24 protein-coding genes are annotated in these 23,167 nt (G+C 51.4%); 15 read left to right on the top strand and 9 right to left on the bottom strand.

What is annotated here, in order from left to right:
• Positions 1-31: 31 nt before the first annotated feature.
• From ACEW81_RS05855 to ACEW81_RS05845, 3 genes are all read left to right on the top strand, one after another.
• Positions 32-274, top strand: a complete 243-nt coding sequence (locus ACEW81_RS05855) for a hypothetical protein (RefSeq protein ID WP_373532032.1) — start codon at positions 32-34, stop codon at positions 272-274.
• 205 nt (positions 275-479) lie between these two features.
• Positions 480-608, top strand: a complete 129-nt coding sequence (locus ACEW81_RS05850; RefSeq protein ID WP_373532031.1) for a hypothetical protein — start codon at positions 480-482, stop codon at positions 606-608.
• Positions 609-822: 214 nt separating this feature from the next.
• Positions 823-1,818 carry a hypothetical protein gene (locus tag ACEW81_RS05845; protein ID WP_373532030.1) on the top strand — a complete coding sequence of 332 codons (996 nt, stop codon included), beginning with the start codon at positions 823-825 and terminating at the stop codon, positions 1,816-1,818.
• A 64-nt stretch (positions 1,819-1,882) separates the two neighbouring features.
• On the opposite strand, the gene ACEW81_RS05840 is transcribed toward ACEW81_RS05845, so the two are convergent.
• Entirely contained in the window at positions 1,883-2,416 is a 534-nt protein-coding gene (locus tag ACEW81_RS05840; protein ID WP_373532029.1) for a hypothetical protein, read from the bottom strand.
• Positions 2,417-2,820: 404 nt separating this feature from the next.
• On the opposite strand from ACEW81_RS05840, the gene ACEW81_RS05835 reads away from it, so the two are divergent.
• Both ACEW81_RS05835 and ACEW81_RS05830 read left to right on the top strand, forming a co-directional pair.
• A complete protein-coding gene (locus tag ACEW81_RS05835) occupies positions 2,821-3,822 on the top strand; it encodes a ribose-phosphate diphosphokinase (protein WP_373532028.1) in 1,002 nt (333 codons plus the stop codon).
• Between the two features lie 225 nt (positions 3,823-4,047).
• Positions 4,048-4,530: an SRPBCC family protein gene (locus ACEW81_RS05830; protein WP_373532027.1), complete on the top strand. Its 483-nt coding sequence runs from the start codon at positions 4,048-4,050 to the stop codon at positions 4,528-4,530.
• 162 nt (positions 4,531-4,692) lie between these two features.
• On the opposite strand, the gene ACEW81_RS05825 is transcribed toward ACEW81_RS05830, so the two are convergent.
• Together ACEW81_RS05825 and ACEW81_RS05820 are read right to left on the bottom strand one after the other, a co-directional pair.
• A complete protein-coding gene (locus tag ACEW81_RS05825; RefSeq protein WP_373532026.1) occupies positions 4,693-5,136 on the bottom strand; it encodes a hypothetical protein in 444 nt (147 codons plus the stop codon).
• Between the two features lie 45 nt (positions 5,137-5,181).
• Positions 5,182-6,021 (bottom strand): hypothetical protein, encoded by an 840-nt coding sequence (locus ACEW81_RS05820; RefSeq protein ID WP_373532025.1) that lies wholly within the window; start codon positions 6,019-6,021, stop codon positions 5,182-5,184.
• A gap of 296 nt (positions 6,022-6,317) precedes the next feature.
• Here ACEW81_RS05820 and ACEW81_RS05815 point away from each other — a divergent pair, with 296 nt between their 5' ends.
• Positions 6,318-7,622, top strand: a complete 1,305-nt coding sequence (locus ACEW81_RS05815) for a hypothetical protein (RefSeq protein ID WP_373532024.1) — start codon at positions 6,318-6,320, stop codon at positions 7,620-7,622.
• Positions 7,623-7,733: 111 nt separating this feature from the next.
• Here ACEW81_RS05815 and ACEW81_RS05810 read toward each other — a convergent pair whose 3' ends face one another.
• Entirely contained in the window at positions 7,734-8,843 is a 1,110-nt protein-coding gene (locus tag ACEW81_RS05810) for an ABC transporter permease (RefSeq protein WP_373532023.1), read from the bottom strand.
• A 14-nt stretch (positions 8,844-8,857) separates the two neighbouring features.
• On the bottom strand, positions 8,858-9,946 hold the full coding sequence (locus tag ACEW81_RS05805) for an ABC transporter permease (protein ID WP_373532022.1): 1,089 nt from the start codon (positions 9,944-9,946) through the stop codon (positions 8,858-8,860).
• Positions 9,947-10,113: 167 nt separating this feature from the next.
• Here ACEW81_RS05805 and ACEW81_RS05800 point away from each other — a divergent pair, with 167 nt between their 5' ends.
• The 3 genes from ACEW81_RS05800 (at position 10,114) to ACEW81_RS05790 (ending at position 11,980) form a co-directional block, all read left to right on the top strand.
• A complete protein-coding gene (locus tag ACEW81_RS05800; protein ID WP_373532021.1) occupies positions 10,114-10,650 on the top strand; it encodes a GNAT family N-acetyltransferase in 537 nt (178 codons plus the stop codon).
• A gap of 123 nt (positions 10,651-10,773) precedes the next feature.
• The gene (locus ACEW81_RS05795) at positions 10,774-11,166 is read left to right on the top strand and encodes a CoA-binding protein (RefSeq protein WP_373532020.1); all 393 of its coding nucleotides are present in this window, start codon (positions 10,774-10,776) and stop codon (positions 11,164-11,166) included.
• A 121-nt stretch (positions 11,167-11,287) separates the two neighbouring features.
• Positions 11,288-11,980 (top strand): UbiX family flavin prenyltransferase, encoded by a 693-nt coding sequence (locus tag ACEW81_RS05790; protein ID WP_373532019.1) that lies wholly within the window; start codon positions 11,288-11,290, stop codon positions 11,978-11,980.
• A gap of 406 nt (positions 11,981-12,386) precedes the next feature.
• On the opposite strand, the gene ACEW81_RS05785 is transcribed toward ACEW81_RS05790, so the two are convergent.
• Complete coding sequence (locus ACEW81_RS05785) at positions 12,387-13,103, bottom strand: hypothetical protein (protein WP_373532018.1); 717 nt, start codon at positions 13,101-13,103, stop codon at positions 12,387-12,389.
• Positions 13,104-13,118: 15 nt separating this feature from the next.
• Positions 13,119-13,430, bottom strand: a complete 312-nt coding sequence (locus tag ACEW81_RS05780) for a hypothetical protein (protein ID WP_373532017.1) — start codon at positions 13,428-13,430, stop codon at positions 13,119-13,121.
• Between the two features lie 94 nt (positions 13,431-13,524).
• Between ACEW81_RS05780 and ACEW81_RS05775 the strand changes: the two genes are divergently transcribed.
• From ACEW81_RS05775 to murJ, 3 genes are all read left to right on the top strand, one after another.
• Positions 13,525-15,276 (top strand): tRNA nucleotidyltransferase/poly(A) polymerase family protein, encoded by a 1,752-nt coding sequence (locus ACEW81_RS05775; RefSeq protein ID WP_373532016.1) that lies wholly within the window; start codon positions 13,525-13,527, stop codon positions 15,274-15,276.
• A complete protein-coding gene (locus tag ACEW81_RS05770; protein ID WP_373532015.1) occupies positions 15,263-15,997 on the top strand; it encodes a dethiobiotin synthase in 735 nt (244 codons plus the stop codon). Before ACEW81_RS05775 ends, ACEW81_RS05770 begins: the two co-directional genes overlap by 14 nt.
• A 75-nt stretch (positions 15,998-16,072) precedes the next feature.
• On the top strand, positions 16,073-17,725 hold the full coding sequence (murJ, locus tag ACEW81_RS05765; protein ID WP_373532014.1) for a murein biosynthesis integral membrane protein MurJ: 1,653 nt from the start codon (positions 16,073-16,075) through the stop codon (positions 17,723-17,725).
• A gap of 17 nt (positions 17,726-17,742) precedes the next feature.
• Here the strand turns inward: murJ and ACEW81_RS05760 are convergent, their stop codons facing one another.
• Both ACEW81_RS05760 and ACEW81_RS05755 read right to left on the bottom strand, forming a co-directional pair.
• Complete coding sequence (locus tag ACEW81_RS05760; RefSeq protein WP_373532013.1) at positions 17,743-18,678, bottom strand: proline dehydrogenase family protein; 936 nt, start codon at positions 18,676-18,678, stop codon at positions 17,743-17,745.
• A 280-nt stretch (positions 18,679-18,958) separates the two neighbouring features.
• The gene (locus ACEW81_RS05755; RefSeq protein ID WP_373532012.1) at positions 18,959-20,158 is read right to left on the bottom strand and encodes an acyl-CoA dehydrogenase family protein; all 1,200 of its coding nucleotides are present in this window, start codon (positions 20,156-20,158) and stop codon (positions 18,959-18,961) included.
• 385 nt (positions 20,159-20,543) lie between these two features.
• Here ACEW81_RS05755 and ACEW81_RS05750 point away from each other — a divergent pair, with 385 nt between their 5' ends.
• Genes ACEW81_RS05750 through ACEW81_RS05740 form a run of 3 tightly spaced genes read left to right on the top strand, consistent with a single transcriptional unit; the run spans position 20,544 to position 23,021 of the window.
• Entirely contained in the window at positions 20,544-21,416 is an 873-nt protein-coding gene (locus ACEW81_RS05750; protein WP_373532011.1) for a motility protein A, read from the top strand.
• A gap of 14 nt (positions 21,417-21,430) precedes the next feature.
• Complete coding sequence (locus ACEW81_RS05745) at positions 21,431-22,312, top strand: OmpA/MotB family protein (protein ID WP_373532010.1); 882 nt, start codon at positions 21,431-21,433, stop codon at positions 22,310-22,312.
• On the top strand, positions 22,263-23,021 hold the full coding sequence (locus ACEW81_RS05740; RefSeq protein ID WP_373532009.1) for a flagellar basal body-associated FliL family protein: 759 nt from the start codon (positions 22,263-22,265) through the stop codon (positions 23,019-23,021). The genes ACEW81_RS05745 and ACEW81_RS05740 overlap by 50 nt, the downstream gene beginning before the upstream one ends.
• Positions 23,022-23,167: the final 146 nt, after the last annotated feature.

Raw genomic sequence — 23,167 nt, 5'->3', positions numbered from 1 at the left:
TAAAATGATGGATAATAAGGAGTTTCTATAAATGGCAATGAATTTCCCCCCGATGGGCGCCCCTCAAGGCCCCGCTCCGTTTTCCCCAATGGGCGGCCAGCCCCCGTTGGGCGCAGGTCCTGAACTGGGTGGTTTCCCTGCCCCTCCAGCCCCCGGCGGTTTCCCAGCGCCTCCAGCACCTGGTGGCTTCCCAGCGCCGCCAGCGCCCGGTGGTTTTCCAGCCCCGCCAGCGCCTGCCTTTGGCTGCGGTAGCAACCTGGATAAAACAGTTTAGAGACTCTTTCTTAAACCTTAAAACCCCCTTTACCCTTTTGGGCAGAGGGGGTTTTTAACAGGGCGAAAAAGTCTGAACCCGTCCTGCAAACTTCATTCTGAGTTGCGAGCTGTCTCTGTAAACCCGTTCGGCGTATTATAATAAAGTTGAAGTCAAATGAAAGGTCCCTCCCCCGGATGGGGCCTGAACAGGATAGGGGCTAGACGTGAGCGAATACGTTTTTAAACTGAAAAAAGGCGATTTGGAACTGGAATTGAAGAGTGATGACGCCAAGTTTATCGAGACTCAGATGGATAACTGGCGCAATATGCTGGTTACCCAAGAAGATAAGTAGCCTTTGAGCTGGAGCGAGCTGGTTTGCCTCGCTTTCTCACCCGCCGCCAAAATCTCCCCCACCCGTAGAATGCAAAGCGGCATTTGTGATTTTATAATGAAACACATCCCCCTGGAATTACCCATTGGCCCCTTTACGGCGAACATACCCTTGCTTGCAGGGCTATAAATGAGAGAAGCAGGGCCGCCAGCCGCAGCGGCAAGGAGTCGAGTTCATGGACGCTCAACATAGTTACGAAATTAGCTTGAAGAAGGATGAGCTGTTCATCAATCTTTCATCTGATGACGTTTATTTTATTTCAAAACAAATGGACAAATGGTTTCGCATTCTGCTGGATGACAGCTATGTACCCGTTAGTTTGCCGCCGCGTGCGGCAGCCGTGCCGGAAGAGCCTGTGGCCGTAGCCCCGCTTCCTCCCGCAGAGATCATTCCGCCGCTAGCGCCTGTTGTTGATCCTGCTCCCCCCGTGGTGGAGGCCCCACCACCGGTGGTGGCTCAACCTCAGCCAGCTCCTGTTCCAGCACCAGCCCCAGTTTCAGTTCCCCCGCTGGAAGCACCAGCACCCGTGGCGGCTCCGCCGGTAGCGCCTCCGGCACCCGAACCATTACCCGTGGTGGAAGCCCCGCCTTCCCCTCCCGTGGAGCCACAGCCAATGGCTGCTGTGGACTTGCCCCCACTCGCTCCGGCCCAAGCCCCGGCTCCAGCACCAGCGCCCGTTTTGTCGGTGGTGCCAAGCTCACCAGAAGCCGTTGCGCCCTCCTCTCCCGCCGCAAATCTGCAAGGGCCGCAGGATGATTTTGAATCGGTGATGGACACCGTAATGCGCGATTTAGAAACCCCGGTGGAACAGCGTCAGCCCGCTTTGCTGGAGAAATCTGCGGAATTGGAATCATCCCGATATTCAGCCGATTTAAGCCTGGTATCTTCCTTGGCCGACTTGTGCGAGCAAGCCAACGCCGGGAGTTCAGAAGACTATCTGTTATTGGCTTCCTATTATTTAAACCAGATGGAATATCAGGAAAGCTTTTCTTTAAAGCGAATTAATTCCAATCTGGTGAAATCCGGCCTCACCCCGGTTAATCACAGTACTTTGGAATCGGTGCTGTCTCAGGGGTACCTGTCGATGGTGCCTGACCTGACCGGGATGGCTGAGGTGACTGAGTATTCCATTACCTCAGAGGGTCTGGACAAGATCAATCAGTTGTTTTAATGGTGATATTTCAAAAGCCCCCTGCCATTGTGGTCAGGGGGCTTTTTGGTTACTGCGAAAAACGCTAGGAGCGCCCCTCGCTGGATTTTTGAGTGGCCGCATGGGCGTCTCGCACACACTGATCCCGGATTTCGATGATGGCCTGATTGGATTTGCTGGTTTGGCCGTTGGTGTAAGCCTGTAAATCATTAAAAGGCACTTTGGTTTCCAGGTTGTCGTGGGTACAGCCGCAATACAGCTCACAGAAATGGGTCACATTGTTTGAATTGGGGTGTGACTGTGGGCTTTCCTTTAAACAGGATTGTTTACAGGCGCTCAAAAACTCTTTTTCCTCTGCTTGTCCGTATTGAGAATTGACGCCTAGTTTTTTTAAAGCCTGATTACTGCTGGCCGCTATTTTTTGTAGACCGGTTTCCGCTTTCTGGGTGGCCTCTGTCCATCCTGTCTTAGTTTGTTCGGGCATTTCCCGCACTTCAGATTGCCCGGTACTGGGAGCCCTACTGCTGGTTGTATCGGTTTTTGTGCACCCGGTTAAGCTGAAAACCAGTGCCAGCACAGTAAAATAAACGCCAATGGCGGGTTGCTTCCATAATTTCATTTAAACGACCCCTTCCTCTTTATTTTTTCAATGGTGACCTCAAGTCGGATGACTTGAAATAATGTTGGAACTTTCTCCCCCTAAATACAATGGCCCATGTATACAAATTTTGTCGATTTAAGCCATTTATAGGCTGAAAAGCATTTTTTTTTCTGCTACTCTTTTTATACAAACACCCTCATAAAAAAGGCACGGGTAATTTACTACAAAGGCCCTTCTGTAAAGGGTATGCCCATAAAGTTCTGCCCAACGTCAGCAGGTCAGCCTTTTTTACCCTCTCGCCGGTTTTATTGCCAACGACACCAATCGAAGGAAAAAGCGTCTTAAACTATCCCCTCTCGTTAACAGCACCTCGTTAATCGAAACTTAATCGAACTATAGGTACCCTAATGGAGGATAACGACTTGGCTATCGAGCTTCGTTTGCCCGATCTGGAAATTGAAAGTGGCATTCACGACACCAGCAAGGTAAAAATATTTACCGGCAGAGCCAACCCTCAGCTGGCCCATGAAATTGCCCGTTATCTGGGTACCGAGTTAAGCAAAGTTGAAATCAAAAACTTTAGCGATGGGGAAACCTACGTTCAGATTAAGGAAAACGTGCGTGGCTGTGATGCCTTTATTGTGCAACCCACCTGTAATCCGGTGAACGACAACATTATTGAGTTGCTGATGATTATTGATGCCCTGAAACGGGCCAGCGCCAATACTATTACCGCTGTGATTCCCTATTACGGCTATGCCCGCCAGGATCGCAAAACCGCTGGCAGAGAACCCATTTCCGCCAAGCTGATGGCTGATATTATTACAACGGCTGGGGCCACACGGGTGGTGGCTATGGATTTGCATACCGGCCAGTTGCAAGGCTTTTTTAACATTCTGGTGGATCACTTGTATGCCACCCCGGTTTTGCTGCGCTATATCCAGCAAAAAAATCTGGAAAATATTGTGGTGGTTAGCCCGGATGCCGGCGGGGTGGAACGAGCCCGTGTTTACGCCAAAAAATTGAACGCCCCCATTGCCATTATTGACAAACGTCGTAGCGCCCATAATGTGGCCGAAGTTTTTAATATTATTGGTGATGTACGCAATAAAACCGCTGTGATTGTAGATGACATGATTGATACGGCGGGCACGGTTTGCTCTGCCGCTAAACTGATTTTGGATGAAGGCGCCGATGCAGTGTATGCCATGTCCGCGCACCCTGTTTTTTCGGGGCCTGCGGTGGAGCGTATTGCCAATTCCGTCTTTAAGGAAGTGATTGTCACCAATTCCATCCCGCTTAGCCCGGAGGCTTTGGAGCTGGAACGCCAAGGCAAGATTGTTCAGCTGTCGGTGGCCCCCATTTTGGGAGAGGCCATTGGGCGAATCCACGATCATCAGTCGGTGAGCGAGATGTTTCAATAACTCCTCACTCCCTTTTGGGCTACTTGGCGTTATCTTGTTATAAAGCCTGAATCGTTGGCTGGTTGCTGACTGTTGGCTTTTTGAAGCCCGTTGCTGGCCTGTTTACAGGGCCGTGCTTTTAAATATCCAGCCTAACACCTTCGCTGTGTTGGGCCAGTGGGGTCGCGCATAGACCGGTCCTTTTATTTCCCGTATCATAAACTCCCACAGTAAAGGAGTGTTGCTATGCCCAAGCTTGAATATTTCGTTCCGGTGAACGCCCCGTTGCAAACCATTTGGAATGTGTTGCTGGATCGGGTGGAACACCCGGATCGCTATATGCAAGGCGTAGACTCGTTCAGTTTTGTGGAAAGCACCGAATCGTTCGCGGTGCGTGAAATTCTGATTCAGGGCTTCCCGCTTCGGGAGCGTATTACTATTGACGAGCGGTTGGGTGAGGTACGTTATCAATTGGTAGAACACCCCCTGTTTCAGGGCGATGTGTATAATGCTTTAATTCCCCCGGCTCAGGATGACCCCAAGGCCACCCCGGTGGTGCAATTTCGCATGAACTGGCAACCCTTGAACGAGGAAGGCCAAGCCGTTGATGTGGAAGGCCGAGCCGTGCTGGAAGAATCGTTGAAACATGCGGTTCATTATGTAAAAGACCTGGCTGAGCATATGGAGCGCACACGAGAGCAGGCGCAAACGTCTGCTGCCAAGCCTTAATTTCAAATTCAGCGTGTTGATGACCCTGAATTTGATTGCGGAAAGTGCTTGAATCTCTGGGCAGGCGTCCATAGATTTTGCTGATCATTCAGCCTGGTTTTGAGGACTGAAGAACCTCACTTAGTAACCCGGAGGAACCTCTGTGCCTGTAAACCAGTGGCGCTAAACAATCACCATCAGCCGGTGGGTTTCTCCGTTTTCATCAAAGGGAATTTTTAAATACTCTGGCTTTTTGGCCGAAACCGGGCTAATTCGCTGGGCTTTAATGGTTAACGTGTAGGGCGCTTTTGGGGGCGGGATAAAACGTTCTACTGTCATCCCTTCCTGCTCTATCTTGTGTACGGTAATCCATTGGCCTTGAGGCGGTTTCAGCTTCTTAAGCGCTTCTCGATCCAGTATAAAGTCGTTGTCAGTTATTCTGTCTCGCACCAGATGACTTTGCTGGAGTCTGGCCAAACTGCTTCTGGTTCTCCCTTCTGCTTGAGCGCTTTCCAAGACAGCGCAGGCGGATGGTTTTAGATGTGTCTGGTTTTTTGGGGTCGCATTGCCGGTTTTGGGCGGATGGCATTGATGAGACACCATGGACTGAGCGTGAAAACCTAACATAAATATATTTCCCCCTCACTGTTTCAACCATAGAGCATGTTTGGTTTAGTCTTCTTCTGTATTAAGTCTTTTTTGAGCCCATAGTTTGGGTAAATCCTCGGATGGAAAGAGTTCAAGCTCTTTACCAAGCACATAGCCATCGGGTTGCAAGCTGCTGAGTTGCACAATAATATCGCCCATTTGTCTGGGCTTTTTTTCAGGCTGATTGCTAAAGCGCGCCGCCGTTTCTTTATGAAGCTGGCGAATAATTTCTTGCCAGGGAGAGGTTTTTTTGGAAGCCGCAGTGCCGTTTGCTTTCAGAAAATCTCCAATTTGCTGAGCCTGAGCCCGGATGGGTTTTTCAAGCAAAGGGGGAATCGCTTCCGATTTGGTTTCGGAAAAATCCAGGGGCCATACCACCGGTCCATTCAGTCGTACCCACACTGGCCCATCTTTTTGAGACAGGAAGGTGCCACCGGCATGGAGTACCTGATGAAAGCCATCCACAAAAATGGCCCGGTTGTTATCTTTATAATGACGAGTGTCTTGCTTGGCGGCTTCCTCATTGCTAATGACTTGAGGGTACTTGCTGCGATCAATTTTGAAGTAGTTGCCGCTGGGCTTGTGAAATAAAACGTATTTCAGGCTGTAGTTGTGAAAGCCATAAGGGTTCCCATCCGCTCTTTCGCTCTTGTGGCGAGTGGTTTCAAAAATTTCCCGAGTCGTGACTCGCTGGTTTTGAACGCTGAGCGGTTCACGGGTTAATCCATGGCGCTGGAATGTGTCCCTGGGTTTGGATGATTTTTCGGCGGGCTGTCTGGAGAAAAATCCTTTTTTGGGGATGGGCGCAAAAGCAGAATTAGAAGCACTGATGGCTTTGGAATGAGGCGTAAGCGCAAAAGACATGGCTGGACTCCTTACATAAGGTAAAGCATATGGCAGAGAAGCCCTTGACGGGCGTACGTATAAAAATTGAAACACCCTTTGAAAAAGGAGGCGATATGAAACCAAATGATTATTTCTTACTTTATTTTTAAAAGAAAAAAACAGCAGTAGCAAGTTTTTTATGAGAATTAATCTCAACTGGGTTTACAATTGAGAATATTTATCATTTAATCCTATTTGTTGAGAGAAGTTCTCATTAAGAGAGAAGTTTGGGGACGCCTCCCCGGCACGTTGATTTTAGTTAGGAGTGGGTTTGTATGAGTTTGGCGGTTCAGGCAAGAGCAATCGGTCACTATCTGGATCAACCCAATGTGGTTCGTGCTTATAGTAAAGTGGCGGGCCTTACCGGATTGGCCGGTTTAGGCGCCCTGATGGGTTACGATACCTGGAAGGCCACCCCCCAAGCGCGCAAGCAAACGGTGATTCGGGATGGCATTGTGTTAGGCGCAACGGCTTTGGGCACCGTGGCCGCCGCCAGCGTACTGATGCGCCCCCCGGCCAAAAAGCTGATTGATTATGAGATGAAAGCGCTGGGCCAAAAACTGACCGAATACAAAGAGACGTACCCGGCTATTAAAAACTGGCTGGCCAGTTCCCCGTTCCATTTAAAAAAACAGTTGCAAGTGGGGGATTTTAAAACGCTGATTAAAGGGATTCAAGAGCATTCAGCCCTCAGCTCCAAACTTCGACAGCAGCACCTGAACGATATTTTTCCGCTGGGTGATAGTGAGCCGCTGCAATATGAGAACGGGTTTCAGTTGCCAAAAGCCATTTGGAAAAAATTAACCAAGGTGGAACTGAAAGGGGATATGCAAGAGCGAACCGGGGAAGTTTGGAAGATGCTCAACTTTTTCGCCACCGGCTTGGCCTCGGTGGTTAGCGGGTTACTGGGCGGTATGGCCGCCAATAAAGTGAACCGGGTGACAGACCCGGATGCCACCGTCAATATGTGCAAGGAAGGGATTTTTCAGTTTATCGCCAACATTGCCTTGTGTGCGGTGGGGGCGTCTGCCGGGTTGGTTGCCGTTGAGTTGCCGGTGGTTCATAAAGGGCTTCAGGCCTTGGGGCCAGTGGGTGCCCGTTTGGGTAAATTTGGCATTATTGGAGCCGGCTTAAGCGTGGGCATTGTGGGCGGCGGTAAAATTGCCAACCGGCTGGGCGAAACCGTGGTGAACCCCATGTTTGACAAAATGCAGGGCAAAGCGCCTGACCCCTACGAAAAGCCGGAAAAACGCCGGGTGGAATTCGCTGATGCGATTTTGCATCTGGATGATTTACCCACGGCCTTGGCTTTGGCGGGTATGGAAATTATGGAGCCGTTTATCCCCATTTTCTTTGCCTTCTCCGGTTATCGCACCGGCATTGGGTATCGCAACAATGATTCTGAAAAAGCCGCCGAGAAAAAGTCTGCGGTGGCCGGTGGGGTGGCAGAAACTCCATTTCCCTTTCGGGACTTTACGCCCTTGTTGATGCAAGCAGTAAGCGCACCCGCCACAGGGCCAAGCCGGTTTGCGGCGGCCAGTGCCAGTGCGGCGCAAAAAGCCCCGCTTGTTTGGGCTTAACGGGCATTCGATTTGTGGGAAGTGAGGGAACCTCCCAGAGAGGCAAATCCAGGCTATAGCCGGGTTTGCCTTTTTTATTTTTTGGGTTTTAAAGTTGGGTTTGGTTTTATTTTAACGGCGGGCCACTCGGGATTTGGGATCCAGAATATCCCGAACCGCATCGCCCACCACGTTAAACGCCAGTACGGCCATAAAAATCAGGAAGCCGGGCATCAGCATCCAGGGGCGCTCAATAATATTGCTGATATCCTGAGCCTCCTTCAGCATGTTGCCCCAACTGGCATCGGGCTGCTGAATGCCCAGACCCAAAAAGCTCAAACCCGATTCTGCCAGAATGTAGCCCGGTACGCTGAGGGTCATGGCCACCATTAAATAGCTGGTGGTTTGGGGCAAAATGTGGCGTACAATGATGGTAAACGGGTTCAGCCCAATGGCTCGGCTGGAGTCGATAAACTCCTCATTTTTAATGGAGAGTACCATGCCCCGAATGACCCGGCTCAGCCCTGCCCAGCCGATAAAGGCCAGAATCAGCACCACCAGCGCAAAGCGTTGGGTACTGGGCAGTCCCGGCGGCAGAATGGCCGCTAACCCAATCAACAGGAAAAAACTGGGAATGGACATTACGATTTCGGCAAAGCGCATCATCAGTTCATCCACTTTGCCGCCAAAATAACCGGCCAATCCCCCATAAACCATGCCAATGGGAAACACAATGAACAAGCTTAAAAAGCCAATGGTTAAAGAGATTTGGCCCCCGTACAACATGCGGGAAAACACATCCCGGCCATTAATATCATTGCCCAGCAGAGAAATCTGGGCAGGGGCCTCCACCCCAAGCAGGCGAATATTGCCGGGAATCAGGCCAAACAGTTTATAAGGTTCCGCTGCCGGAAACAGGCGCAGGTAATATTTTTGATCCAGCTCAGGGGAAAACTCCTGAGTAAAAGTGGCCGGGTTATAGCTTTTTTGATACCGAAACACATAGGGCCAACTCAGGCCCCCGCCTTCATCCAGCATATAAATGGGGGTGGGCGGGGCTTTGGCCAGCGTGCGGTCAAAGTGAGATTCACTGTAAGGGGCCAGTAAATCGGCCAGCGCGACGGCTAGATACAAGCCAATGAGTACCACCAAGGCCACAAACGCCGCCCGATCCCGGTAAAGCCGGTTCAGCATTTTTCGGAGCAAATCCAGTTCCGGGTTGTTTTTTAGCGGCTTCCACATGCCCAAGGCCCTTCTCATAGCTCAATCCGGGGATCGGCAAACTTTAGCAGAATATCCGCCAGCAAGTTTCCCAACACCAGCATGAACGCCGACAAAATGATGGTGGACATCACCAGGTTGGTATCTGTTTCCAGAACCGCTTTATAAGCCAGTTGACCCAAGCCCGGAAACCCCAGCACCGTTTCAATTAAAATGGCCCCGCCCAGCAAGGCCGAAAATTCGTATCCCAGCATGGTGATTAGCGGATTGAGGGCGGTGCGTACCGCATGCTTGTAAATCACTTTGTGTTCCGGCAATCCCTTGGCTCGGGCGGTGCGTACATATTCGGCGGCCAGTACGTCCAGCAGGTTGCCCCGCATTTGCCGTTGTATGCTGGACAGAGAACCCACAATCAACACCATGGCGGGCAAGGCCAGGTGTGCGGCCCGATCCTGAACTTTCTGCAAAAAGCCCAGCTCGGCAAACCCTTCACTCTGAATGCCGCCCAAGGGAAACCAACCGCTTTGCACCGCGAACACAGCCAGTAACAAGGCCAGCAAAAAACCGGGAAACGACATGCCCACTGATGCCAGAATGGTCATGGCCCGATCGGAAAAGTCTCGCCAGTGCAGGGCGGCATAAATACCCAAGGGCAGCGCAATGAGCCAGGAAAAGAAAAACACCACCAGATTTAGTTGAACCGTATTCCAGCCCCGCCGCAGTAATAAATCCAGCACGTCTTCATTGGCAAAGGTTCGCCCCAGGCTGGGGGTGAAAAATCCGGCGGGATTGCCCTGTAATAGCGTTTGGGGGTGAAAGGAAAAGAAGTTGGTGAGCCAGCGCCAATACTGGATGTGCATGGGCTGATCCAGCCCCATCATATGCCGCTGCTGGGCTTTGGCCGCCTCAGAAATCTGGGGGTTGGTTTCAATGCCCGCCAAGGGGTTGATAGGATTTTTGACCCGAATGGTATCCATGAGGTGCCAGCGCTGGCCGCCCACGGAGACGTTGAGGGGGCCAATGGTGAAGTCGTAACGCATCATAAAAAAGGCGATCATGGAGATGATCAGCAGGGTGGGAACGGCCGCTAGCAATCGCCGGATAATGTACAAGGGAATGGACATAGGGCTTTGGGCTGAATACTCCGTCTCTAGGGCGCTGGGTAACGGCTGATGCCACTAACATTGAATAGAAATTTTAACTGTGGGTTACCAGTGTGCGTTATTTGTATTATATGATCATAGCTGAATTTAACGCCGGATGCACACCGGTTGAAAGGACCCTTGCAGCCATGAGCGCTCCCCCTTTTCCGAACGGCCAGTCTACCAATAAACAGTCGGGAGAAACCCCGTCGTTGGCCATGGCGATCGAGGTTCGACGCTTTCTTAAAACCGAGGCTCCGGCGGATTTTGAGCTGGCTCTGGCGCTGAGAACTTCCGTTTTTATTGAGGAACAAGGAATTCCCCCCGAGCTGGAGTACGATGAATTTGACGAGCAATCTACCCATTGGTTGCTGATAGACCCGGTTACCCTGCAACCCATGGCCACTGGCCGGGTGCTTCCTTATCAGGAAGCATGTCAGGCCCGCCCGGTGGCCAAACTGGGGCGGATTGCGGTCAGTTCCTCTTACCGTGGGCAGCGGTTGGGCCAGCGCCTGATGGGGGAGCTGTTGACCCACGTTCAGCAAGCGGGTTATGAGCAAGCCATTTTAGATGCCCAAACCCGAGTGATGCCATTTTACGAAAAGCTGGGCTTTGTGAAAGAAGGCTTTGAGTTTATGGAAGCCGATATTCCGCATTACCGCATGCGGCTGGTGTTTAAGCCTTAAGCGCTTTAAGAATTATTTGAGCGGTTTTGTTGAGGTTATTTCAGGGAGCAATGGGCCTTCGATTGCTTCAGGGTATAATTTCAGCATTAAGTCGTTTGCTGATTTTTTAAGGAGCGCCTCAATATGTCGAACTACGTTGCTGAATTTCCCAAATATCGTAAATGGGCCGTGGTGGGCGTATCCGAAGACCGGGCCAAGTATGGCAACAAAATTTACCGGGACTTGAGAGATGCTGGCTATACCGTATTTGCGGTGCATCCCAAGCTGGAAACCGTAGAAGGCGATCCTTGCTATGCTTCCATTCGGGATTTGCCGGAAATCCCGGACGTGGTGGATCTGGTAGTGCCGCCCGGAGCTTCTTTAAAGGTGGTGGAAGATTGTTTGGCCAGCGGGGCCAAGCGCATCTGGTTCCAACCCGGTTCGGAGTCGGATGAGGCGATTCAAAAAGCGCAAGAAGGCGGCATGGAAGTGGTGCATGACGCTTGCATCATGATCCAGAAGCAGGCCTGGGTTTAATCTGTTTTTTTAAAGCCCCTTTAACCCCGTTGGATCTGCGGGTAGCCTGCTGCTGTTAAAAGCTTCCCGCTTTAACTACAATGGGCGTAATCGCCTTACAAAACCTTGGGGAGCTTTCTCTATGTCATCTACCACCTCAACCCCGCCCAATCAGTCGCCTGTTTACCCCCCTGTTCATCCCATTGTAGTTGGTATTACGGGAGCCTCTGGCAGTATTCTAGGGTTTCGCCTGATTGAGGAACTGTTGCGACTGGATCGCAAGGTTCAACTGGTGATGACCGAAAAATCCTATCAGGTCATTTTTGAGGAAACCGGCTTTAAAATTGGCGGTCAGGACAAGGCCCTGCGTGTTTTGGCCCACTTGGGCCTGCCGGAATCCAAACTGGATTGTTTGCAGGTGTTTGAAAACAACCGGCTGGATGCCCCGCCTTCCAGTGGGACGCACATGACCCACGGCATGGTGGTGATTCCTTGCTCTATGGGCACGTTGGGACGCATTGCCAATGGCATTACCGATACCTTAGTGGCTCGGGCGGCTGATGTCACCTTAAAGGAGCATCGCAAGCTGATTGTGGTGCCCCGTGAAAGCCCCTTTAACCAGATTCATCTACGGAACCTGATGACCCTCTCCCAGTGCGGGGCCGTGATTATGCCGCCTATGCTTACTTTTTACTTGCCCGATTTTGGCAACATTGAAGGGCAAATTAACTATACGGTGGGTAAAGTACTGGACCAGTTTGGACTGGGCCACGATTTATATACCCGATGGGGGCAGCATATACCGGCCCCGGAAATGGCGGGAAAACCTGCGTAATAACCGCTGGCTGCGGGCTGGTAATCGGTCGGCCATAGCCGTAGTAGGCAGACGGCGGCGGATAGTAGGCCATGGGCTGTCCGGGTTGCCCTTGTGACGCTGGTGGTGGATTACCGCCGTTCCAACCTACCCCATTATTATTTACAATTTGCGGAAACTGACTCTCCAGCTGCTTGGAAAATCCTTGCAGAGCGCCATTGGAGAGTTCTTGCTGGATCTGGTTAAAAGCCCCAGAGGTTTTAGAGAGCAGAATGCCCGGAATTGCACTCATAAAAGATTACCTTTGCCTGATGTAGAAATAGCGTGATGTGAAACGATGATGATTCTATTGCCATAAAACCCGCTAAAGCGATTTTGATGCGGGTGGGGGTGGCTTTTTATAAGCCCAACCCGGTTTGGAGGGGACTTATTGCAGGATGATCTGGATTTGAGTGACCAGCGGGTTGAGCGTTTGCATGGCTGGATGCGAGGAACTGAAGGTTTGATCCCCCGCCACTTGTAAGGCCGCTTTTTGGTGGGCGGGGCTTGAAGCTTCCGGGGGCAGAGACAGCCTTACTACAAGGCTTCCGTTTTGTTGAAACCGGGGGCGTAGTTTGCCGGAATCGCCCCAGGAAAGCACCGTGCCGCCGTAATCCCAATCAAAGCCGCTGAGCGTAAAAGCGCCTTGGTTTAATTGCTCCAGCGTACGCAAGCGGGTTCCCAGTGAAACACCTTCCTGGGTATACCAAAGGCTTTGAGTGCCGCTCAACTGGGCAATGGCTACGGTTTGGGGATGGCTGCCTTCCTTCCAGATGAGGGCCAGCGTTTTGGAAGGCTCATTGGGATACACATAGACCCCCTCAAACGTGGTGCCTTCTGGCCCGGGAATGGGGCTAACTTTCACGTTGCCGGGGCCAAACCACTGTTGCAAATCGGCCAAAGTGCTTGTGGCTGTAATGGGGCCAATGCGGCTTCCCGGTTCAATCAGCCAGTCCGAAGCGGTGTGGGTAGCCGCTGCTTTTGTTTGCGTGGCTGAGGATGCCGGTTTTGGAGGGCTATTAGACAGGGGACGATAAATCAGGGCTGCCAACAGGAGGCCCAGGGTAGCTATAATAAAAATTAAGCCGGTCAGTTTTTTGGGCATTGCTAAAACCGCCTGTTAGTCAGGGAAATCGGAGGCTTCAAATGGATAGGGCGCAGGCGGTTGCTTGAAAGTGGATTTGTAAAGAAAAGACATATCAAACCCGCAGTTGATTTTATCCAGCTCGTATTTCACGGTAAACATTTCCTGCAAGGCGTTGGCAAACTTTTTGCCCAGTTCGGCAGGAAACAACTCGCCGCAAACGTGGCAGGCCACAGCATCCCCATTTTTAAGGCGGATGACATTAATGTTGAACTCGTTCCCGCATTCACAATGCAGTGTCATGCGAGGGTAATGAGTCAGCTTGGGCTTTCTAGGATCTTCTGGCATACTAGTGATTATAGTACAGGCCGCCCGGTTTTCAAAATCAGTGTTGCCGGTTGACGGGTCGTTTTTTTCCAAAGTCGCGTTAAAGGCATCTCAAATGAGAGACTCTCTAATCCCCGTTGATCCTGCTTTGCCCATTGGGCCTGCCTTGGCCTTGGCCAGAGAGCAGCAGGGGGATCTGGTCAGCTATGTGCAGGCCGGAAAAGGCTGGGTGGTGCATGGGGATGACCTGAGCAAAATGGCCACCATGGGTTTACCCCAGTTGCCAGTGGAAAGTGTGGCCATCCCGGAAGGTTCTCCCTTGTCTCACGTGGAGCGCACCGGGTTAAACGCTTCCGCTGATTATGCCAAGCGGTTATCCGCTTTTTTTCCCATTTATTTTGTGGCGGCTTTGTACGAGTTGCAATCCCTGATGCAGAAGTTTGGGTCGAAAGCGTATGTGATTGGCGGGATTACCCGTGATTTGATGCTGTACAACGAAAAACGCCTGCGCGTTCACGATGTGGATATTACGGTAGAAGGCGACGCCTTGGCCCTGGCCGATTTTTTGATGGAGAATTCTCGTAATTTTCAGCTACTGGAAAAATTTCCAGAATTTGGCACCGCTAAAATCAGTTATAAAGACAGCCTGATGTTTGATGTGGCCTCGACTCGTCAGGAAATTTATCCCCACTGCGGCGCTTTGCCGGTGGTGGTGAACCGGGGCGTTCCGTTGGTGAACGATATTATTCGCCGGGACTTTACCATCAACGCCCTTGCCTTTTCGGTGCATGAGCTGGGGCAGGTGCTGGATTACTCCAATGGCATCCGGGATATTCAGGCCCGCGAAATCCGGGTGCTGCATCCCATTTCTTTTTTTGAAGATCCCAGTCGTATTTTACGGGCCTTGAAGTTTTGCGCCCGCTTTAATTTTGAACTGGCTGAAGAAACCGCCCAGTTGCTGGAAAAATTTCTGAGCTTTGGCGGGGCCTGCTATAAGGGTGGGGGCGAGCGCATTAAGCAGGAATTGAAAGGTTTGTTACGGGTTGAGGAATCGGAAACCAAGAGCCGATGGCTGCGCTATTTTTTGGAAACCGGTTGTTATCGCCTGCTAAATATGGAAACCACCTTTCGCCCCTCGCCCGAAGTGATTGAAGCCGTGGAGCGCATTGGTCAGTTTTTACCCGGCATTGCCAGTACCTTGCATCAGGCCGTGGATGCTGATTTTGCATTTGATGTTTACCTGTGCTTTATTTTTCGGGATTTTTCGGTCGAAGAATTTCAGCAAACCGCCGCCCGACTGGGCTTAACCCGTAATGAACGGGAGTTTGTAGAGCAGTTTCGCAAGCTTCAGGGAACGGTGCAGGAGCGGTTTGGCACATTGCACGAATACTCTTCGCCTGCGGAAATTTACGACCTGTTTCATGGGCTGCACCGCATTACGGTGGTGGCCTGCTTGCTGGAGCTGGCTTTGGCGGGCGGAAACTGCTCTAAAAATGTGCTGGAGGCCTTTGTAAAATACAAGCGCAAGTGGGAAAAAATGCGGCTGGAGCTGGACGGGAACGATTTAATTGGCTTGGGCGTTCCTGAGGGCAAGGTGATTGGGATATTACTGGATCAGTTGCTGCATGCCAAGCTGGCCGGACAGGTGCCGGATCGCATGGATGAGGTTCAGTACATTCAAAATCAGTTGGCCGCTCACGCTGAACGCTTGGCCGAGGCGAAAGCGGGTGAAGGGCGGCAACAGCCGCCGGAACCAGAGTCAAAAAATATTGCAGGTCGGCAACAGCCGCCGGAACCAGAGTCAGAGACTATTAAAGGTCGGCAGCAGCCACCGGAACCCGAGGCAGGCGCTGATGTGGCCCGATAGGCAGCCGGATCGAAACTTGCTGGATGCCCGTGGGCTGCTGGTGACTGGCACCCATGCCCAGTGCGGAAAAACCGTTGTTTGTGCCGGGTTGGCCGGGGTGCTGAACGATTTGGGATTTACGGCCCAGGCCATCAAGCCCTTCAGCTTTCAGCCGGAGGTGACCATTCGGGGTGGTTACGAACAAGCGTTTCTGGATCGCCTGAACCCGCCCCGGCAGGCTCTCGATTTATTTTCAAAGCCATCGCCCTTAAAAATGAGCAAGCAGGATTGGCAGCAATTGCAGGAAATTTGTCGCAAGCGGATTTACCCTTATTTGCTGGAGTCTCCCGGCAGTGTCGCCTCTCCCATCCGCTTTGTGGAAAATGAACTGTCCGATTCGGTGGATTTGGCCAAGGCCCTGGAAATTCCCATGTTACTGGTCACTCAAAAAAAGCCGGATTTAATTGGCACCCTGGCTCCCATGCTGGCTTACTTATGGTCTAAAGATGCCACCGTGGTTGGCTGGCTGGCGGTAGAATCCCAGCCGACTCATGCCCCAGACTGGGATGAGGAAGTGTTCTTTTTGCGAGGGCATTCCGATATTCCTTATTTGGGTGAAATTGCGTACAGTCCCAGCATTTCGGTGGAAGCCCTGCAGCAGGGAAACTTGCTGCGCAACACCGAACTGGGGGTGGACTTGCTGCCCATTCAACAGGCCCTCAATTTACTGGTTCCCTACTGATCGAATTGTCTACTCTCTTTCTCTCTTTCTTTTTCTCGCTCACTCCCCGCGTTCCGCTCAAGTATAATAGGCACTATGACAACTGAACCCATGCCTGCCACGGAAAGCGTGGCCCCTTCCCCAAAACCCGCCCGTGGGCCTAGTTTGCTAAAAGCCGCAAGCCTCATTGCCATGGTCACTATTTTTAGCAAATTGCTGGGCTTTATACGGGATTGGGCGGTTATGTACGTTTACGGCACCTCTGTGGTCAGTGACGCTTACTATGCGGCGTTTCAGCTGCCCGCCTTCGCCATTGTTCTGCTGGGCGGCCTGGGAGGCCCCTTTCACACTGCCACGGTGGCTGTTTTTTCCCGGCTGATCAAAGATCAGGAAGCCCCTTCGGCACACGCCAAACGCTTGGCCAGCACCTTTATTACCCTAACCGGCATTGTGTTTACGGGGTTGTCCATTCTTACTTTTTGTTTGGCCCAGCCCATTATGGGGCTGATTTTACATGGGGCCAGCCCTACCCTCATTCAATCTGCCGCAGCGCAGTTACAGGTGATGAGTCCCTGTATTCTGGCCGGGGGCATTGTGGGCATTTTATACGGACTCTCTAATATTTATAACGGTTTTGTGTGGCCCTCTCTGTCGCCGGTGGCCATGAGCGTGACCATTTTAGCGGGCCTGTGGTTAATGCCGGGAGATAGCAGCGGCATGGTGCTGGCCTGGTCCACGTTGGCCGGTGGTATCTTGCAAGTGGCGATGCAGTTGCCGGAATTTTTTCGTCAAAAATTCACCTTCAAACCCGCCTTCGACTGGCGGGCCAAAGAAATCAGGCAGGCGGGCGAATTGTTGTTTCCGGCCACCATTGGCACCACCATTGGGCAACTGGTTACTTATGTGGATATGTTTTTCGCGGCCTCGCTGGGGGCGGGCGGTTGGTCGGCGGTAACCCTGTCCAATCGTTTGGTGCAACTGCCTTTGGGCGTTTTGCAAACGGCTTTGCTGGTTCCCATTTTTCCCCGCTTTAGCAGAGCGGCGGCGGAAGGTAATTTTGAGGAAATCAAGCGCACGTTTAAAGTGGGGGTGATTTCCCTGTGGCTCATTAGTATTCCGCTGTTGGTGCTGATGATGATTTACACGGAACCCCTGATTCGCCTGATTTTTCAGCACGGTAAGTTTGATGCCCGAGCCACCAACTTGGTGTCGCTGGCGCTGGTGTATCAGGCGTTGCAAATTATTCCCTATTTTGCCCGAGATTCCATTACCCGCGTTTTTTATGCCTTTCAGGATTCAAAAACCCCATTAATGGTGGGCTTGTTGGCTATTTTTGTGAAAGCCCTGCTGAACTGGTGGCTGGTGATTAAGCTGAACCTGGGCGTGGGCGGCATTACCTTTGCCATTACGCTGGTCACCTTTATTAACATGACCCTGCTGGGGGTTTTATCCAAAAAGCACATTCAGGATCTGGGCTTTAAGGAAATGGTGATTCCCTTTGTCAAGTTGGCGGCAGCGGGCATATTGATGGCTTTGGCCATTTATGGGGTTCAACTGGGTTTGAGAATAACCCCCTGGCAAGCGTGGATGCCGTTGCGGCCTGAAATTCTGGAATATATGGCCATTGCGCTGGCTTCGCTGGCGGGTTGCGCCGTTTATGGGGCGGTGGTGCTGGGCCTGAAAGTCAGCGAGGCCCAATACCTGCAAGAGCGCATTGGTGGACGGTTTTTAAAACGATTTTCCAAATAACTGAACCCCTGCGTTTTTTAGGGGGTTCGCTGAATATGGCTGGGGGTAAACAGGTTTTTCAGGATATGACGGGCAATGGAAGGGTTTTCCTTTAAGCGCCGGGTGCAGTAGGCAAACCAGTCCTTGCCAAAGGGAACATACAACCGCAACCGATGCCCCCCATCCAGCAGTAGGTTTCGCAGTTCAGGGTCCACGCCCAATAGCATCTGAAACTCGTACTCATCCTTTTTCAGCCGATACTGATCAATCAGCCGCAGGGCTTCCCACACCAGGGCCTCGTTGTGGGTGGCAATGCCCACATAGGCTTGCTGCTTAAACATTTCTTCCAGAATGAAGGTAAAGTTTTTGTTGATCAGGGCGTGATCTTTCCAGGCCAGTGGGCGAGGCTCCACATAGATACCCTTGCACAGGCGAAAGTTGCCTTTGCTCTGGATTTTATCTAGATCTTTCATGATGAGCCGGGCGTCCTGCAAGGTGCGGCGCAGGTAGGCTTGCAGCACAATGCCCACGTTGTCATACTGGCGGCGCAGTTTCATGTACAGGGCAATGGTATCGGTGGTACAGGCGGAATCTTCCATATCAATGCGTACAAAAATACGGAGTTTGGCCGCAGTGGAAACCAGTTCGTCCATAATCTCGTAGCACAGGGTTTTATCCAGCAGCAAGCCCATTTGGGTGAGTTTTACCGAAATATTGGCGTCCAGCCGCTCCCTGGCAATGGCTTCCAGTATGCTCTTATACACCCCGGCGGCTTGTCGGGCCTCGCTGGGTTGGTGGATGAATTCTCCCAGCAAATCGATGGTGGCCATGATGCCTTGCCCGTTTAGCTGACGCACGGTGTCCAGCATCTCTTCCAGTGTTTCTCCGGCAATATAGCGCCCTGCGAACTTTTTGACCAGTGCTTTGGGCGCAAAGGGGAGCGATAGCACCACCAGTTTGTCAAAAATGTTCATACGCTCTCACTCGCTTGGATCCCTCTGTGAAGGGAGGGGTCAACTGACTTTATGGCTCTCATAATCATAATAGCCGAAAACACCCGGCCCCAGCAGGGCCATCTGGATACCCTGCCTGCCGGATACGGGTGGATTTTCGTTTTGCGGCAGGCCGAAATCAACACGCCATCGGAGATTTTGCCTGGATGGAACGGTTTGAAAGGCAGACAGAAAATGCCTGAATTTGTTGAATGCAGGATGCCTAGTGCTAGGGGCTGGCTTGTCAAATTGGGTTACCCGGTTAGCGTGGGGAGAGTCGTCCCAGTGGGGTCATGGGGCTGCCGGGGCCGTTGGCGGGGCGAATGCCCAGTTCGTCCTGTGCGATAATCATGCGGTGAATCTGGCTGGTGCCTTCATACAGGTTCAGCACACGGGCATCCCGATAATAGCGGGCGGCGGGGTATTCTTCCGAAAACCCATAGCCTCCGAAGATTTGCACTGCGCTGCTGGATGCCCGAATGGCAGCTTCGGCGCAAAATAGCTTGGCTATTGAGGTTTCACGGGTATTGCGTACGCCTTTGTCTTTTAAATCGGCTGCGTGTAGCACCAACAAGCGGCCCGCTTCACATTCGGCGGCCATATCGGCAATTAATTGCTGAAGCATCTGGAATTCGCCAATTTTTTGACCAAAGGCTTCCCGCTCCATGGCGTATTTGGTGGAGATATCAATACAGGCCTGACTAACCCCCACTGAGCCTGCGGCTACACTAAAACGCCCCTGATCCAGACAGTACATGGCCACTTTGAATCCTTCGCCCGGATTGCCCAGCATTTGGGATTTATGCACCCGCACGTTGTCTAAAAACAGCTCGGAAGTCACGGATGCCTTTAGGCCCAGCTTGGGTTTGATTTCTCGAGTGCTGAAGCCGGGGGTGTTGGTTTCCACCAAAAAGGCGCTCATTCCTTTATGCCCCTTGGATTTATCGCCTTGAGCAATAATAATGGCCAACTGGGAAATACAGCCGTTGGAAATCCAGGTTTTTTGTCCATTCAGCACATAGTGATCCCCATCCGGGGTGCAGGTGGTTTGCTGATTGCCCGCGTCACTACCCGCATTGGGTTCAGTCAGGCCAAAGCAGCCAATAATTTCGCCAGTGGCCAGCTTGGGCAGATAGTTTTTTTTCTGCTCCTCGGTGCCAAATTGCCAAATCGGTTTTTCTACCAGAGAAATCTGAACCGAAAACAGGGTGCGGGTGGAGGAGCAGACTCGGGCGATTTCTTCGGTCATCAGGGCGTAAGAAATGTGGTCAATGCCTTGTCCGCCGTATTCTTCCGGTAAAATGGCCCCAAAAAAGCCTTGATCCGATATTTTCTTGAGCAGGTCAAAATCAAACTTAGAGGCATGATCGTTGGCCACCACCACGGGGGCAATTTCCTGATCGGCAAACTCCTTGGCCCATTGCCAAATATGCCGCTGCGCTTCGGTTAATTCAAAATTCATGGCTGGTGGCCCCCTCATTCACGCTTAGTATTCACTTTTCCGTATTATTCAGGATTCTGGAACGAATCGCTAGATATGACTTTGCGATTTCCTGCAAACTAACCACTTTACAGCCTTAATTATACGGCAAAAAACAACTGTCCAACAGGGAAATAACCAGAAAGGAGCCAGCGGTATTCATTGCATGAGGCCAACGTATGAATGGGTCAAACTGGCTGAAAGTCATCAATAAGCACCTTCTTAAAATGCGGGTTTGCCCTGCGTCAAACTGCTATATCTACATAGTTTGGAGGAGGAAAGGCGTATATCGATCTTTTACGATGAAAGTGGTTCATCCCCCCATAAAGACAAAGAACAAAGACAAACGAACGAAGGTGTGTTGCGTATGGATTTTTCAACCCTGGTTGGTTTAGCCTTGGGTCTGCTCATTCTGGGATCGGCTTTGGTGATGGGCCATGTTCCGTTGAATACCTTACTCAACCCGGAAGCTTTATTGATTGTGTTTGGTGGAACCATTACCGCCACCATGGTCAGTTTTCATACCCAAACCTTAAAATGCGCCCTGTTAACCCTGAAGGGCGGCAGTCATGAGAGCCGTTTGAACACCAAAGACACCGTGCATTATGTAATGGAGGTGGTGGGTTTTGTACGGGATGAAGGCATTTTGGCCTTGCAGCCCATTATTGAAAGCATTGAAATTCCTTTTTTCCGAAAAGGCTTGCAACTGGTTTTGGATAATCGCTCGGAACGCTTTATCCGAGACAGTCTTTCCACCGAAATTGAAGTGTGTTACCGGGAAAGCCTGGATTATGCCCGAGTGTATGAAACCGCTGGCGGCTTTGCCCCCACCATGGGTATTATCGGGGCGGTGATCGGGCTAATTCATATTGTGCAGTCCTCCCAAGATCCATCAGTGTTAGGCAAAGGGGTGGCCAGTGCGTTTAGCGCCACCCTTTACGGCGTGGCTTTTTCCAACCTATTTTTACTGCCCATTGCCGCAAAGCTCCGTCAACGGGCCAGAGACGAATGGTTTATTCTCACCTTGCTGCTGGAAGCGGTGCTGAGCATTCGCATGGGTGAGCATCCCATGATTATTGAAGAGCGCTTAAACTCCTTTTTATCGGGCTCCGCTCAAGCTATGACTAACGAGCAACGGCGTGGCAAGCAGTATGCGTCTCGTCCTCAAATGGTGGAGGAGCGCTTGCCTGCTCAATCCGTTATGGATGATGACTTTTTACAAGTGGGCAGGCCGGAATAGAGGGCGCTATGGTTATGAAAGCTCGCATTACCCGGAAACCGGAAACGGCATTTACCCCCCAGCCGGAGGGGCCACCCGTGCGGGACTTGTTTCGCAAGCTGGAAAGTCTGGAGCGGGAATTGGAGTCCACTGTGCATACCGGCCACAACCGCTGGATGGTTCCTTACGCTGATTTGCTAACCCTGCTTCTGGGTTTGTTTCTGGTGTTGTTTACCGCCTCCAAACTGGAAATTCAAAAGTTAAATGAGGCTCGGCAAAGCAAGCCAACTGCCGCTGTTTCGGCCATTCAACCGGAGCCGCTCAGCAAGGGCCAGAGTCCACAAGCCCTATCTGCCCAATTAAAAAAACGCTTTAAAATGCAGGGCGTGGAAATTCTGGATCAACCGCGCGGAGTGGTTATTTCTTTAAAAGACAGTGTTTTATTTCCGCCGGGAAGCGCTGAATTATCGCCCGCCGCTCGAAAAACCCTGAACCAGCTTTTGACTGAACTAAAGCTGGCATTGGGCGGGCAGTCTCGTTCAATTAGAGTAGAAGGGCATACCGATAATACGCCCATTACCACTTCTCGCTACCCTTCTAACTGGGAATTATCCACGGCCAGAGCCACCCATATTATCCGCTATCTCATTGGTGCAAAGCAGTTTCAGGCCGATAAGCTATCGGCTGCGGGATACGGTGAGTTCCGGCCCATTGCCAAGAATTCATCCATTGAAGGGAAACAGAAAAACCGTCGAGTGGATATAGTGGTATTGAATGAGAATATGGCCCTTCAGGAGCCACCCGTCAACAACAGTGATTCATCTTTATCCGACGGGATTTCCCCTAATGTAAGAGGATTAGTTATCCATGGCCAGACCGACAAAGCCCAAGGATCTCAAACCAAAAGTGGAAGGTGAAGGCGGAGCGCCTGCTTCGCCCGCGGCGGCTGGCGGTGGTGAAGGTGGCCTGGATTTGAAATTTATTATTATGGTGGTGGTCATTCTGGTGGCTACCATTGGTGGATCCATTGGGTCTTCTTATTTAATGACCACCATGTTTGTGGTTCCCGAGCTGAATAAGCTGGCTCATGCCCCTGCGGGTGGCGAGGCTGGGGCTGATGGCCATGCCCCGACAGGACACGATGGGGCTTCCACCGAAACACCGGGCAGTGAAGTGGGCATGAACCTGGAACTGGATGAGTTTATGGTGAATTTAAAGCCCGATCCCAATATGGCTGGAAGTCAGTATTTACGGGCCAAAATGGCCTTGAGTGTAAAGGTACCCGAAGCGCAAAACTGTTATGCCGAACATCACGCCCTGTTAGTGCCGGTGCGCGGGGGTAAAATTTTAGGGGCCGCCGCCCCGGTGGATCGCACACTTTTAGCCAACGGGGCCGAGGCTGGCCCGAGTTGCGAGGATGTATTCAAGAAAAACATGTCCAAGTATGTGCCTACGGTTCGAGATGTGGTTAACGCCTCCCTGATGAAGCGTAGCGCCACGCTCTTGGCCACGCTGGAAGGTCAGGAATCTCTGAAAGATGAAATCAAGGAGCAGTTAACCGCCATTATGGCCCCGGATTATCAGGTATTGCGGGTTAACTTCCAGGATTTTATTATTCAGCGCTAACGGCCCCCTTAGTTTGATATTGACTGTAATCAGGGAATTAAACGTTCATCAGTATCCATTGAAATGAAGCAATGCGTGTAACCAGAAAAGCATCAAGCGTCTCATTTAACGCATTGAATGTGCTGAAAGGCTCAAACCGGTTCAGT

The organism is Vampirovibrio sp. (genome assembly GCF_041737375.1).
Classification (GTDB): Bacteria; Cyanobacteriota; Vampirovibrionia; order Vampirovibrionales; family Vampirovibrionaceae; genus Vampirovibrio.
Note: the sequence above shows the minus strand (reverse complement) of the source record. Positions and strands in the feature narration are given on the sequence as shown.

Bases quoted from the DNA above. Each gene is read 5' to 3' on its own strand.
- ACEW81_RS05855 (WP_373532032.1), top strand. From the start codon at position 32: ATGGCAATGAATTTCCCCCCGATGGGCGCCCCTCAAGGCCCCGCTCCG.
- ACEW81_RS05845 (WP_373532030.1), top strand. From the start codon at position 823: ATGGACGCTCAACATAGTTACGAAATTAGCTTGAAGAAGGATGAGCTG.
- ACEW81_RS05840 (WP_373532029.1), bottom strand. From the start codon at position 2,416: ATGAAATTATGGAAGCAACCCGCCATTGGCGTTTATTTTACTGTGCTG.
- ACEW81_RS05830 (WP_373532027.1), top strand. From the start codon at position 4,048: ATGCCCAAGCTTGAATATTTCGTTCCGGTGAACGCCCCGTTGCAAACC.
- ACEW81_RS05825 (WP_373532026.1), bottom strand. From the start codon at position 5,136: ATGTTAGGTTTTCACGCTCAGTCCATGGTGTCTCATCAATGCCATCCG.
- ACEW81_RS05820 (WP_373532025.1), bottom strand. From the start codon at position 6,021: ATGTCTTTTGCGCTTACGCCTCATTCCAAAGCCATCAGTGCTTCTAAT.
- ACEW81_RS05815 (WP_373532024.1), top strand. From the start codon at position 6,318: ATGAGTTTGGCGGTTCAGGCAAGAGCAATCGGTCACTATCTGGATCAA.
- ACEW81_RS05810 (WP_373532023.1), bottom strand. From the start codon at position 8,843: ATGTGGAAGCCGCTAAAAAACAACCCGGAACTGGATTTGCTCCGAAAA.
- ACEW81_RS05805 (WP_373532022.1), bottom strand. From the start codon at position 9,946: ATGTCCATTCCCTTGTACATTATCCGGCGATTGCTAGCGGCCGTTCCC.
- ACEW81_RS05800 (WP_373532021.1), top strand. From the start codon at position 10,114: ATGAGCGCTCCCCCTTTTCCGAACGGCCAGTCTACCAATAAACAGTCG.
- ACEW81_RS05795 (WP_373532020.1), top strand. From the start codon at position 10,774: ATGTCGAACTACGTTGCTGAATTTCCCAAATATCGTAAATGGGCCGTG.
- ACEW81_RS05790 (WP_373532019.1), top strand. From the start codon at position 11,288: ATGTCATCTACCACCTCAACCCCGCCCAATCAGTCGCCTGTTTACCCC.
- ACEW81_RS05785 (WP_373532018.1), bottom strand. From the start codon at position 13,103: ATGCCCAAAAAACTGACCGGCTTAATTTTTATTATAGCTACCCTGGGC.
- ACEW81_RS05780 (WP_373532017.1), bottom strand. From the start codon at position 13,430: ATGCCAGAAGATCCTAGAAAGCCCAAGCTGACTCATTACCCTCGCATG.
- ACEW81_RS05775 (WP_373532016.1), top strand. From the start codon at position 13,525: ATGAGAGACTCTCTAATCCCCGTTGATCCTGCTTTGCCCATTGGGCCT.
- ACEW81_RS05770 (WP_373532015.1), top strand. From the start codon at position 15,263: ATGTGGCCCGATAGGCAGCCGGATCGAAACTTGCTGGATGCCCGTGGG.
- murJ (WP_373532014.1), top strand. From the start codon at position 16,073: ATGACAACTGAACCCATGCCTGCCACGGAAAGCGTGGCCCCTTCCCCA.
- ACEW81_RS05760 (WP_373532013.1), bottom strand. From the start codon at position 18,678: ATGAACATTTTTGACAAACTGGTGGTGCTATCGCTCCCCTTTGCGCCC.
- ACEW81_RS05755 (WP_373532012.1), bottom strand. From the start codon at position 20,158: ATGAATTTTGAATTAACCGAAGCGCAGCGGCATATTTGGCAATGGGCC.
- ACEW81_RS05750 (WP_373532011.1), top strand. From the start codon at position 20,544: ATGGATTTTTCAACCCTGGTTGGTTTAGCCTTGGGTCTGCTCATTCTG.
- ACEW81_RS05745 (WP_373532010.1), top strand. From the start codon at position 21,431: ATGAAAGCTCGCATTACCCGGAAACCGGAAACGGCATTTACCCCCCAG.
- ACEW81_RS05740 (WP_373532009.1), top strand. From the start codon at position 22,263: ATGGCCAGACCGACAAAGCCCAAGGATCTCAAACCAAAAGTGGAAGGT.